Consider the following 12,597-nt stretch of genomic DNA (forward strand, 5'->3'; position numbering starts at 1 on the left):
TCAGCAGATGTCAGGCGAGGGGGCTTTCGCAAGCGAGGTTTTTGCGGTCAGACCATTCCAAAAGGGAATGTTTGGTTTGACGCGACCCGGTTCGGAGGCGCTTCAGGCAGCGGCAGCCAGTTCGGCCAACAGCCATGTGCGGAAGGCTTTCACCTTCAGCGGCTCCGGCGCGTCTGCACGGGTCACCAGCCAATAGGCCTCGTGGCCTTCCACCTCCACATCCAGCACCTGCGCCAGCTGACCGTTCGCCATCAGCGGCACCACCATGGCCCGGTCGGCAACGGCGACACCGAGGCCATTGCAGGCGGCCTCGATCACCAGATCGAGAAGATCGAATTCCATGCCGCCGCGGGTATCGGTCTGGCCAAGGCCCGCTGCATCCAGCCAGCGCTGCCAGGTGAGGTACCGCTGGTCGGCGGTGGCCAGCACATGCAGGAAGGTGAAACGGGAGAGGTCGATCGGATGGTCGTCCTCCAGCAGGTGCGGCGCGCAGACGGCGATGTGGCGCTCCGTCATCAGCCGGGTGCAGGAGAGCAGCGGCCATTCGCCATCACCGAAGCGGATGGCGCAATCAAGCAGGCTGCGATCCGTCAGGCTGTCGGTCGCATCGGTGGTGATGCTGATGTCGAGATCGGGCAATGCGGCGCGCAGGTTGCCCAGCCGCGGCAAAAGCCAGCGCTTGGCAAAAGTCGGCGGAACATTGATGCGCAACCGGTGGCGGTTGCTTTTTTCGACGATGTTGCGCACCGTCAGTTCGACGGAATGAAAGGCATTCTGCAGGCTCTGATAAAGCTCGGCGCCCGAAGGCGTCAGTTCCAGATGGTGGTGATGGCGGATCACCAGCTTTTCGCCCAGCTGATCCTCCAGATTGCGCACCTGGCGGCTCACCGCGCTCTGGGTCAGATTCAGGCGTTCGGCGGCGCGGGTAAAACTGCGCGTCTGGCCCACCACCTCGAACACCTTCATTGCCGTCAGCGCTGGCAGCCGTCGCATGATCTTCCCCCGGTCTCCCCGCATTTAAACAGAGGGAGATGGAAACCGTCACCCGCTTTCTGCTGTCTTTCCGAAAGCCTTGCGCCATGTCATGACGATGGCAGCAGCCTGTGCAACTCTTGGCCGTCCTCAGCCACGGGAGAAAACGGATGAAGGTTGGAATCGTCGGAGCCGGCATGGTCGGCAGTTCCGCAGGTTATGCGCTCGCCCTGACCGGCACGGCCAGCGAAGTTGTCCTGGTCGATCTCAATGAAAAGCTCGCGATTGCGCAGGCGGAAGACATTGCGCATGCCACGCCCTTCCATTCCGCCACCAAGGTTACCGCCGGCGGTTACGAGGCGCTGGCCGGTGCCGGCATCGTCATCCTGGCCTGCGGTGTCAGCCAGAAACCGGGCGAAACCCGGCTGGCGCTTCTGGAGCGCAATGCCGAGGTGTTTCGCCAGGTGGTCGGTGAAGTGCTCGCCGTCGCACCGGATTGCATCCTGCTGATTGCCTCCAATCCGGTCGATGTGATGACGGATATCACCACGCGGCTTTCCGGCCTTCCGCCGCAACGGGTGATCGGCTCCGGCACCATCCTCGATACGGCCCGCTTTCGCAGCCTGCTGGGGCGCCATCTCGGCATCTCGCCGCAATCGGTGCATGCCTATGTGCTGGGCGAACATGGTGACAGCGAAGTGCTCAGCTGGTCGAACGCGCTGGCAGGTTCGGTGCCGGTCGCCTCTTTTGCGGCGCAGATGGGTCGGCCATTGACCGAGGAGGTGCGGGCCCAGATCGACGACGATGTGCGCAACGCCGCCTATCGCATCATCGAAGGCAAGGGTTCGACCTATTATGGCATCGGTGCCGGCTTGTCGCGGCTCGTCAAGGCCATCTCGCTCGATCAGCGGGCGATCTTCTCCGTCTCCATCGTGACCCGCGAGGTGGAAGGCGTGCGTGATGTCGCCTTGTCGATCCCGCGGGTGGTGGGGGCGGCCGGCGTCCTGATGGATCTTTTTCCGGATCTGGACGACCAGGAACATGCGGCGCTGCTGAGGAGCGCCACCCTTTTGAAGGAAAAGGCTTCCTCCATCCGCCTGTGACCTGGCCGGGCTACGACAGGAGCCGCTCGGTCTCCAGCCTGTAGTGCACGCCGTCGGGATGATAACTGAGCTGTCCCTCGCCGCCGAAATCATGCGGGGCGATCCGCTCCATCAGCGTGGTGCCGAAGCCGCGCCTTGCCGGCGCGCGAACCGCTGGGCCGCCGGATTCGCGCCAATGGAATGCAAAAGGGCCGCCGTTTTTCCCCTGCCATTCCACCTCGACACGACCGCCCTCCACGGAGAGCGCGCCATATTTGATGGCATTGGTCACCAGTTCATTGATCGCCAGCGACAATGACAGCGACTGTTTCTCGTTGAGCTCGATATCCCGCGGCCCGGCAATGCCGATCCTGTTTTGGCCGGTGGCGTGCGGCGAGAGCGCAGCCTCCAGCACCTTGAGGAGCGCCAGGTCGCCGTGCTGCTGATCAAGCAGCAGGGATTGCGCATTGGCAATGGCGCCGAGCCGCTGCAGCAGCAGCGGGCGCACCTCGGCGATCGGCCGTTCGACCCTCAGTGTCTGGCTGACGATCGAGGTGACGGTCGCAAACAGGTTCTTCATCCGGTGGTGAAGCTCGGAATTCATCAGCCGGACCTGACGCTCTGACTGGACACGCTCCGTTGTTTCCACCACGGTGTCGAGAAAACCGGCAATGCGCCCCTCGTCATCCCGCAAGGGGCTGTAGCAGAAGGTGAAATAGGCTTCTTCGGCAAAACCGTTGCGATCGACCGTCAGAGCAAAGTCCTCGAGAAAGGTCGCCTTGCCCTCAAGGGCTGCATCGGCAATTGGCTTGATGTCGTCCCAGATTTCCGTCCAGCTCTCGGTAAGCGGACGTCCCATGGCTTCCGGCTTGTTGCCGAGGATAGGACGGAAGGGGTCATTATAGATGATGGTCAGCTCCGGGCCCCAGGCAATCAGGGCAGGAAAGGCGGAGCTGAGGATCATTCCAACGGCAGTCTTGAGCGCCACGGGCCAGTCATCAGGTCCACCGAGCGGCGTTTGTGTCCAGTCCAGCTCCCGAACTAGCTCCGCTGAGCGACCGCCACCCTGGAGGAATGAGAGTTTGTCTGTTGTCGTCACGGAACCTCTCAATCAGTGTCGGTTGGAAGATGATGATGTCGTCATGCTTGTGGCACTTAGGGTCTAAACGGGTGGCGGCAATTGCCATCAGCGCCGCAGCGGTGCAAATCGGTATGCTGTGCACCGATTGACACCCCGTGGGCTGACAAGCCTGGGACTGCGTGGACGAACGGAGAAGACCGATGATCGACAAGCTGGAATTCTTCATTGCGCTCGCCGGTGCCGGGCATTTCGGACGCGCCGCGGAGGAATGCGGCATCTCACAACCCACACTCTCGGCCGCTATCCGCCAGCTCGAGGACCAGCTGGGCGTCGTGCTTGTGGTGCGCGGCTCCCGTTATCAGGGCCTGACGCCGGAGGGCCAGCGCGTGCTGGAATGGGCGCGCCGCATCGTCGGCGATACCCGCACCATGCGCGAGGAGATGCGTGCTGCCCGCAAGGGGCTTGCCGGTCACATCCGCATCGCCGTCATTCCGACGGCGCTTGCCATGGTGCCGAAACTGACCGAACCGTTCCAGGCACGGCACCCGGCCGTCACCTTTTCGGTCACCTCGCGCACCTCGCTGCAGGTTCTGAGCCAGCTCGAAAACCTCGAAATTGATGCCGGCATCACCTATCTCGACAACGAACCGCTCGGCCGTGTCACGACGGTGCCGCTCTATTCCGAACGCTATCATCTGATTGCGGCGGCCGGCACGCCGCTCGCGGACCGGGAAACGGTGACCTGGAAGGAGGTTTCCGGTCTTCGGCTTTGCCTATTGACGCCGGACATGCAGAACCGCCGGATCATCAACAAACACATGACGGAAGCCGGCGTCTGGGTCAAACCAACGTTGGAATCCAATTCGATGATCGTGCTGTTCTCGCATATCCGCACGGGCCAATGGGCTTCGATCATGCCGCGTAACGTCGCGGAATCCTTTGGTTTTCCGGAACAGATCCGGATGATCCCGATCTCTGAGCCGGATGCGGAGCACCTGGTTGGCCTCGTGGCCACTCATCGCGAGCCGCACACGCCTCTCGTCTCTGCTTTGCTGCACGAGGCAAGATCTCGCGCTGCAGCATCCGCGTTTGATAGAAATTTTCTATCGCACAACGAAATGGCGTTATTGACCTGATGCATGCATCCTGGCCATCCTTCGCAAAAGCCAAGTCTAGCCGGTGTTGCTGCTGGCGCTTTGATCAACTGATCTGAGGCCGGGCAAGTCCACAACGCAGCTTGCCTTGCGTCGGTTTGGGAGGACTGACCATGAACATCCGAGCGGTTGCCACCCAGGAAGCAACCCGAATTTCTGAAATCATCGATCACTGTCGTCACTTGGAAGGGCCGATGCTGCCGATCCTGCACAAGGTGCAGGAGGAGTTTGGCTATATTCCGGAAAGTGCCAAACAGATCATTGCCGAGGCGCTGAATCTGTCGCGCGCCGAGGTGCATGGCGTGGTGACCTTCTACCATGATTTCCGCGATCATCCGGCCGGCCGACACACTCTGAAGCTCTGTCGCGCCGAGGCTTGCCAGTCGATGGGCTGCGAGTCTCTGGCGGAAAAGGCGAAGGCGAAACTCGGTATCGACTGGCATGAAACGACCGCCGATGGGGCTATCACGCTGGAACCGGTCTTCTGTCTCGGCCTCTGCGCGCAGGCGCCGGCTGCTATGCTGGATGGCGAACTGTATGCGCGTCTGGACGAAGACTGTCTGAACGACATCGTGGCGGAGGTGCGGGCATGAGCGTGACCGAAACCATCACTGTTTTCGTTCCCCGGGATGCGGCAGCGCTTGCCGTCGGTGCCGACAAGGTGGCGGCGGCCATCGAGCGCGAGGCGAAGGCCCGCAATCTCTATGTTCAGGTCGTGCGCAACGGTTCGCGCGGCATGTTGTGGCTGGAAGTGCTGGTCGAGGTGCGCACCGGGCAGGGGCGCGTGGCCTATGGTCCGGTGACGCCGAAAGATGTGCCTTCCCTGTTTGATGCCGGCTTTCTGACTGGCGGCGCGCATCCGCTCGGCCATGGCCTGACCAAAGAAATCCCGTTCCTCAAGGGGCAGACCCGGCTGACCTTTGCGCGCTGTGGCGTGACAGATCCGCTGTCGCTCGAGGATTACCGCCATTACCAGGGCCTGAAAGGACTGGAAACAGCGATTGCCATGGCGCCGGCCGAGATCGTGAAGCAGGTCACCGAGAGCGGCCTGCGTGGCCGCGGCGGCGCGGGCTTTCCGACCGGCATCAAGTGGAAGACGGTGGCCGATGCACAGGCCGACCAGAAATACATCGTCTGCAATGCCGATGAGGGCGACAGCGGCACCTTTGCCGACCGGATGATCATGGAGGGCGACCCCTTCGTGCTGATCGAAGGCATGGTGATTGCCGGCATCGCGGTTGGCGCCACGAAGGGTTATGTCTATACACGTTCCGAATATCCGCATGCGATCGCCATCATGGACGAGGCGATCGCAATTGCCCGGCGTGAAGGGATCCTCGGTCCGTCCGTGTTGGGTTCGGCTTACGCGTTTGACATGGAAGTCCGCATGGGCGCCGGTGCCTATGTCTGCGGCGAGGAAACCTCGCTTTTGAACAGCCTGGAAGGCAAGCGCGGTATCGTGCGTGCCAAGCCGCCGCTTCCGGCACTGCAGGGCCTGTTCGGCAAACCGACCGTCGTCAACAATGTCATGTCGCTCGCCACGATCCCCGTCATCATGGACCGCGGCGCCCAATTTTATCGCGATTTCGGCGTTGGCCGGTCGCATGGCACGATCCCGATCCAGCTCGCCGGCAACCTGAAGCACGGCGGACTTTATGAGACGGCCTTCGGCCTGCCGCTCGGCCAGTTGATCAACGAGATCGGTGGCGGCACCATCTCCGGGCGACCGGTCAAGGCGGTGCAGGTCGGTGGGCCGCTTGGTGCCTATTTCCCGCCGTCGCTGTTCGACACCATCTTCGATTACGAATCCTTCACGGCGGCCGGTGGTCTCATCGGTCATGCGGGCATCGTGGTGTTTGACGAGACCGTCGACATGCTGAACCAGGCGCGGTTTGCCATGGAATTCTGTACGGTCGAAAGCTGCGGCAAGTGCACGCCCTGCCGCATCGGCTCCACCCGCGGCATCGAAGTGGTCGACAGGATCGCCCGCGGCATCGAGCCGGAGAAGAACAAGGTGCTGCTGGAAGATCTCTGCAACACCATGAAGTTCGGCTCGCTCTGCGCGCTGGGCGGTTTCACCCCCTATCCGGTCATGAGCGCCATGACGCATTTCCCGGAGGATTTTGCCCCGGCACCTGTTCGGGAGGCTGCGGAATGACAAAACAGGTCGTGCACAAGCCCCTCACCCTAACCCTCTCCCCGCAGGCGGGGAGAGGGGACGCGATTGCCGCCGCCCGCCCGGGTATCTCTGCCGTTGAGGGACGCTGCGACGTCGCGGCGCTCCCCTTCTCCCCGCCTGCGGGGAGAAGGTCCCGGCAGGGGGATGAGGGGCACACAGCCTCGCTTACGAATTCATCGTTCAAACAGGAGGCCCTCCATGCCCCTCGTTCCTGAAATCGACTATGGCACGCCCGCTTCGAAATCCGCCGAACTCGTGACGCTCACCATCGATGGTCGCGAAGTGACCGTACCGGCCGGCACCTCGATCATGCGCGCCTCGATGGAGGCCGGCATCCAGGTGCCGAAACTCTGCGCCACCGACATGGTGGATGCCTTCGGCTCCTGCCGCCTCTGTCTCATCGAGGTGGAGGGCCGCAACGGCACGCCCGCCTCCTGCACCACGCCGGTTGCCCCCGGCCTCGTCGTCCACACCCAGACGGAACGGCTGAAGCAGATCCGCAAGGGTGTGATGGAGCTTTATATCTCCGACCATCCGCTCGACTGCCTGACCTGTGCCGCCAATGGCGATTGCGAGCTGCAGGACATGGCGGGCGCCGTGGGCTTGCGCGATGTGCGTTATGGTTATGAGGGCGACAACCATGTGAAGGCGCGCTCCGCCACCGGCACCATCAATGCGCAGTGGATGCCGAAGGACGAGAGCAATCCTTATTTCACCTATGATCCGTCGAAATGCATCGTCTGTTCGCGCTGCGTGCGGGCCTGCGAAGAGGTGCAGGGCACGTTTGCGCTCACCATCGAGGGCCGTGGTTTCGACAGCCGCGTCTCGCCCGGCGCGCACGAGGCCTTTCTGGAATCCGAATGTGTCTCCTGCGGCGCCTGCGTGCAGGCCTGCCCGACGGCCACATTGACGGAAAAGTCCGTCATCGAGATCGGTCAGCCGGAACATTCGGCCGTCACCACCTGCGCCTATTGCGGCGTCGGCTGTTCCTTCAAGGCGGAAATGCGCGGCGAAGAGCTGGTGCGTATGGTGCCGTGGAAGGATGGCCAGGCCAATCGCGGCCATTCCTGCGTCAAGGGTCGGTTCGCCTACGGTTACGCAAGCCACAAGGACCGGATCCTCAATCCGATGATCCGCGAGAAGATCTCCGATCCCTGGCGCGAAGTCACCTGGGAAGAGGCCTTTGCGCATGTCGCCTCGGAATTCCGCCGGATCCAGTACCAGTATGGCCGGGAATCGATCGGCGGCATCACCTCGTCGCGCTGCACGAATGAAGAAACCTATCTCGTGCAGAAGCTGATCCGCGCCGGTTTCGGCAACAACAATGTCGATACCTGCGCCCGCGTCTGCCATTCGCCGACCGGCTACGGTCTCGGCCAGGCCTTCGGCACCTCTGCCGGCACGCAGAATTTTGACAGCGTCGAACATTCCGACGTGGTGCTGGTGATCGGCGCCAATCCGACCGATGGCCACCCGGTCTTCGGCTCGCGGCTGAAGAAGCGGCTGCGCCAGGGCGCGAAGCTGATCGTCATCGATCCGCGCCGCATCGATCTGGTCCGCACCCCGCATGTGGAAGCGGCCTTCCATCTGCCGCTGAAGCCCGGCACCAATGTCGCGGTGCTGACGGCCCTCGCGCATGTCATCGTCACCGAGGGCCTTTTCGACGAGGCCTTCATCCGCACCCGCTGCGACTGGTCGGAATTCGAGGACTGGGCGGCCTTCGTCGCCGAACCGCAGCATTCGCCGGAAGAGACGGAAAAATTCACCGGCGTTCCGGCAGAGGAGCTGCGCGGGGCCGCCCGTCTGTTCGCCAAGGGCGGCAATGGCGCGATCTATTACGGTCTTGGCGTCACCGAACACAGCCAGGGCTCGACCACGGTCATGGCGATTGCCAACCTTGCCATGGCCACCGGCAATATCGGCCGGCCGGGCGTTGGCGTGAACCCGCTGCGCGGCCAGAACAATGTGCAGGGCTCCTGCGACATGGGTTCCTTCCCGCACGAACTGCCGGGTTACCGCCACATCTCGGATGATGCGACGCGCGAAACCTTCGAGAAACTCTGGGGTGTGACGCTCAACAACGAACCGGGGCTTCGTATTCCCAACATGCTGGATGCCGCCGTCGACGGTTCGTTCAAGGGCATCTACATCCAGGGCGAAGACATTCTCCAGTCCGACCCGGACACCAAACATGTCTCCGCCGGTCTGGCGGCGATGGAATGCGTTGTCGTGCACGACCTTTTCCTCAACGAGACAGCCAATTACGCGCATGTCTTCCTGCCGGGCTCCACCTTCCTGGAAAAGGACGGGACCTTCACCAATGCCGAGCGCCGCATCAATCGCGTGCGCAAGGTCATGACGCCAAAGAACGGTTATGCGGATTGGGAAGTGACCCAGAAGCTGGCGCAGGCCATGGGCCTTGCCTGGGCTTACACGCATCCGTCTGAGATCATGGACGAAATTGCCGCGACCACGCCAAGCTTTGCCGGCGTGTCCTATGCCTATCTGGAGGAAAAGGGTTCGGTGCAGTGGCCCTGCAACGAAAAATTCCCCAATGGCTCGCCGATCATGCATGTCGATGGCTTCGTGCGTGGCAAGGGTAAGTTTATCCGCACGGAATATGTGGCGGCCGACGAACGCACCGGCCCGCGTTTCCCGCTGCTGCTCACCACCGGCCGCATTCTCAGCCAGTACAATGTCGGCGCGCAGACGCGCCGCACGGAGAATGTCGTCTGGCACGAGGAGGACCGGCTGGAAATCCATCCGCACGATGCCGAACAGCGTGGCATCAAGGATGGTGACTGGGTGAAGCTTGCCAGCCGCGCTGGCGAAACGACGCTTCGGGCGCTGATCACCGATCGTGTGGCGCCGGGCGTGGTTTACACCACCTTCCACCACCCGAACACGCAGGCGAACGTCATCACCACGGATTTCTCCGACTGGGCGACCAACTGTCCGGAATACAAGGTGACGGCCGTGCAGATTTCGCCCTCCAACGGCCCGACGGACTGGCAGGAGGATTATGAGGAACTCAGCCGCCGCTCCCGCCGTATCGTCGGCAAACTGGAAGCGGCGGAGTAAGGACGAGGTGATGACGGAAAGCCAAAGCCGTACGGTTCAGGAATGGCGCTTCCGGCAGGGGCAGATGGCACAAGGCCATCGCATCGTGCCGGAAGAGGTGCCGATTGCGCTCTCCTACGGCGGCTCGACCCATGCGGTTATGATGGCAACACCGTCCGATTTGATCGATTTCGCCTATGGTTTTTCGCTGGCCGAGGAGATCATCACCTCGGCCGCGGACATTCTCGACGTTGAACCGGTCGAGGCCGGTGCCGGTATCGATGTGCAGATCAGCCTGAGGGATGCGACCGCCGATGCGCTCACCGCGCGTCGCCGTCGTATGGCGGGCCCCGTCGGTTGTGGCCTCTGCGGCATCGAATCGATTGAGCAGGCGGCACGCGACGTGGCCAAGGTGCCGGATGCCCGTTTTGTGCTGAGACCGGCCATGGTGGCGGAAGCCACCCGGCTTCTCGCCGATGGCCAGGTGCTGAACCGGGAAACCCGGGCGGTGCATGGTGCGGGCTTCTATCGGCCGGGCAAGGGTCTTTTTGCAATCCGCGAGGATGTCGGCCGCCACAATGCGCTCGACAAACTGGTCGGCGCGGTGCTCCGCGCCTCGCTCACGGCAGGCGAGGGGGCGGTGGTCGTCACCAGCCGGCTGTCGGTGGAGATGGTGCAGAAGACGACGCTGCTCGGTTGCCCTTATCTGATTGCGATCTCGGCGCCCACGGCGCTTGCGATCGAAACGGCGGAACGGGCCGGCATCACGCTGATCGGCATTGCCCGCGGGGATGAATTTGAAGTGTTCACCAGGCCTGATCGTCTGACGACGGGAGAGACCAGTCATGTCGCTTGATCATACCGACGAAAAGCTCGTCCGCATGGCAAACCAGATCGCCACGTTCTTTGCCTCGCAGCCGGAAGCGGTGCGGGTGGATGGTGTTGCGACCCACATCAACAAATTCTGGGAACCACGGATGCGCCGCCGGTTCTTCGAGATGATCGATGCCGGTATCGGCGGTTTCCTGCCGCTGGTGATTGCGGCCTCGAACAAGATCAAGCGTCCGGGCAACCCAACCACCAATGCGGTCGGGCTTGGGGCGGACGCGGCAAGGGGAGCGCCGGGCGGCAAGGGCCCGGCTGCTGGCGAATCCCTGTCGGAACAAAGCGTTCCGGCCGGTGCAGTGTGATCGATGCCGATTTCGGGAAACCGCAACCGGTGAAAGATCAATCCGATGCGTAAGCGGAGGCCGACGACCAAAAGTTGCCGGTCACTAAAAAACCTTTCATCCCGCTCCCGTCACGGGAACGGGCAGAGATATTTATTGTCCTGACATTCCAAGAGGGAGGCATTGTCAATGGCAGTTGCAGGCGTAAGTGGTGGGGATCTGACAGGCGTCGGCATCCTCGATCGAGAGCGAATTATCGCCAGACCCGGTTTCAATCGCTGGCTTGTGCCGCCGGCGGCGCTCGCCATTCATTTGTGTATCGGCATGGCCTATGGCTTCAGCGTGTTCTGGCTGCCGTTGAGCCGCGCCATTCCGAATGCGGATCCGAGCTGCTCCGGCCTGACGCTGGCCGGCGCGCTGTTCACCACCGCCTGCAACTGGCGCGTGGCGGATCTCGGCTGGATCTATACGCTGTTCTTCGTCCTGCTCGGCTGCTCGGCAGCCATCTGGGGCGGCTGGCTGGAGCGGGTGGGGCCGCGCAAGGCCGGTTTCGTGTCCGCCTGCTGCTGGTGCGGTGGCATTCTGGTTGCCGCACTTGGCGTCATGTCCCACCAGCTCTGGCTGATGTGGCTGGGTGCCGGTGTCATCGGCGGCGTTGGCCTCGGCCTTGGTTATATCTCGCCGGTCTCGACCCTCATCAAGTGGTTCCCGGACCGTCGTGGCATGGCAACCGGCATGGCCATCATGGGTTTTGGCGGTGGTGCGATGATCGGCGCGCCGCTGGCAAACCTGCTGATGAACACCTTCAAGACGGACACCTCCGTCGGAGTCTGGCAGACCTTCGTGGTGATGGCGCTGGTCTACTTCGTTTTCATGATGGGCGGCGCCTTTGGTTACCGCATCCCACCGGCCGGCTGGCGCCCGGAAGGCTGGACGCCGCCGGCGGCCAAGAGCACCATGATCACCCATCGCCATGTGCATCTGCGTGACGCCCACAAGACACCGCAGTTCTGGCTGATCTGGGCCGTGCTCTGCCTCAACGTGTCCGCCGGCATCGGCGTCATCGGCATGGCTTCGCCCATGCTGCAGGAAATCTTCGCCGGTTCTCTGATCGGTCTGCCGGGCGTCGCCTTCGCGCAGCTCGATGCGGGTCAGAAGGCGCAGATCGCGGCGATTGCCGCCGGTTTCACCGGCCTGCTCTCGCTCTTTAACATCGGTGGCCGCTTCTTCTGGGCCTCGATGTCCGACAAGATCGGCCGCAAGAATACCTATTTCTGCTTCTTTGTCCTCGGCATCCTTCTTTATGCCGCGGCCCCCACGCTGGCCATGCTGGGCTCCAAGGCCTTCTTCGTTCTCGCCTTCGGTATCATCCTGTCGATGTATGGCGGCGGCTTTGCAACGATCCCGGCCTATCTGGCGGATATCTTCGGCACGCAGTTCGTCGGGGCGATCCATGGTCGTCTGCTGACAGCATGGGCAACGGCCGGCATTGTCGGGCCGGTGGTCGTCAACTACATCCGCGAGGCGCAGATTGCGGCAGGCGTTGCACCGGGGCCGGCACTTTATACCAGCACCATGTATATCCTCGCCGGCATGCTGGCACTCGGCCTGGTGGCCAATGCCTTCGTCAAGCCGCTTCCGGACAAATGGTACATGTCGGATGAAGAGGTTGCATCGCTGCAGGCAAAAACGGCTGCCGCCAATGCCGGCCCGACCGGCTCCTTCGGCATCGGCAAGGGCGGTCTCGATGCCAAGGCGGCACTCGCCTGGGCGGTCGTCGGCATTCCGCTTCTGTGGGGTGTCTGGGTCACGCTGAGGAACAGTCTGGCGATTTTCGGCTGATCACCGGAGATCCGAATGGTGCAAGAGCCGGCCTTTGTGCCGGCTCTTTGCGTCTGGC

At 62.6% G+C, this 12,597-nt stretch carries 10 protein-coding genes; 8 read left to right on the forward strand and 2 right to left on the reverse strand.

Annotation, left to right across the window (positions count from 1 at the left end):
• Positions 1 to 102: 102 nt before the first annotated feature.
• A complete protein-coding gene (locus OU993_RS09515; RefSeq protein WP_268156518.1) occupies positions 103 to 993 on the reverse strand; it encodes a LysR substrate-binding domain-containing protein in 891 nt (296 codons plus the stop codon).
• A 149-nt stretch (positions 994 to 1,142) separates the two neighbouring features.
• Between OU993_RS09515 and OU993_RS09520 the strand changes: the two genes are divergently transcribed.
• Positions 1,143 to 2,075: an L-lactate dehydrogenase gene (locus OU993_RS09520; protein WP_268156520.1), complete on the forward strand. Its 933-nt coding sequence runs from the start codon at positions 1,143 to 1,145 to the stop codon at positions 2,073 to 2,075.
• A 10-nt stretch (positions 2,076 to 2,085) separates the two neighbouring features.
• Here the strand turns inward: OU993_RS09520 and OU993_RS09525 are convergent, their stop codons facing one another.
• Positions 2,086 to 3,042, reverse strand: a complete 957-nt coding sequence (locus tag OU993_RS09525; protein WP_268156522.1) for a sensor histidine kinase — start codon at positions 3,040 to 3,042, stop codon at positions 2,086 to 2,088.
• A 293-nt stretch (positions 3,043 to 3,335) separates the two neighbouring features.
• Between OU993_RS09525 and OU993_RS09530 the strand changes: the two genes are divergently transcribed.
• The 7 genes from OU993_RS09530 to OU993_RS09560 all read left to right on the forward strand — a co-directional run bounded on the left by OU993_RS09530 (position 3,336) and on the right by OU993_RS09560 (position 12,539).
• Positions 3,336 to 4,271: a LysR family transcriptional regulator gene (locus OU993_RS09530; protein WP_268156524.1), complete on the forward strand. Its 936-nt coding sequence runs from the start codon at positions 3,336 to 3,338 to the stop codon at positions 4,269 to 4,271.
• A 131-nt stretch (positions 4,272 to 4,402) separates the two neighbouring features.
• Positions 4,403 to 4,882 (forward strand): formate dehydrogenase subunit gamma, encoded by a 480-nt coding sequence (locus OU993_RS09535; RefSeq protein ID WP_268156525.1) that lies wholly within the window; start codon positions 4,403 to 4,405, stop codon positions 4,880 to 4,882.
• Positions 4,879 to 6,447 (forward strand): formate dehydrogenase beta subunit, encoded by a 1,569-nt coding sequence (locus OU993_RS09540; RefSeq protein WP_268156527.1) that lies wholly within the window; start codon positions 4,879 to 4,881, stop codon positions 6,445 to 6,447. Before OU993_RS09535 ends, OU993_RS09540 begins: the two co-directional genes overlap by 4 nt.
• Positions 6,448 to 6,666: 219 nt before the next feature.
• Positions 6,667 to 9,549: a formate dehydrogenase subunit alpha gene (fdhF, locus tag OU993_RS09545; RefSeq protein ID WP_268156529.1), complete on the forward strand. Its 2,883-nt coding sequence runs from the start codon at positions 6,667 to 6,669 to the stop codon at positions 9,547 to 9,549.
• 10 nt (positions 9,550 to 9,559) lie between these two features.
• Complete coding sequence (gene fdhD, locus OU993_RS09550; RefSeq protein WP_268156531.1) at positions 9,560 to 10,384, forward strand: formate dehydrogenase accessory sulfurtransferase FdhD; 825 nt, start codon at positions 9,560 to 9,562, stop codon at positions 10,382 to 10,384.
• Complete coding sequence (locus OU993_RS09555) at positions 10,374 to 10,718, forward strand: formate dehydrogenase subunit delta (protein WP_268156532.1); 345 nt, start codon at positions 10,374 to 10,376, stop codon at positions 10,716 to 10,718. Before fdhD ends, OU993_RS09555 begins: the two co-directional genes overlap by 11 nt.
• A gap of 168 nt (positions 10,719 to 10,886) precedes the next feature.
• A complete protein-coding gene (locus OU993_RS09560; protein ID WP_268156533.1) occupies positions 10,887 to 12,539 on the forward strand; it encodes an OFA family MFS transporter in 1,653 nt (550 codons plus the stop codon).
• Positions 12,540 to 12,597: the final 58 nt, after the last annotated feature.

Origin of the sequence: Rhizobium sp. SL86, from assembly GCF_026672545.1 — a bacterium.
Lineage (GTDB): Bacteria > Pseudomonadota > Alphaproteobacteria > Rhizobiales > Rhizobiaceae > Neorhizobium.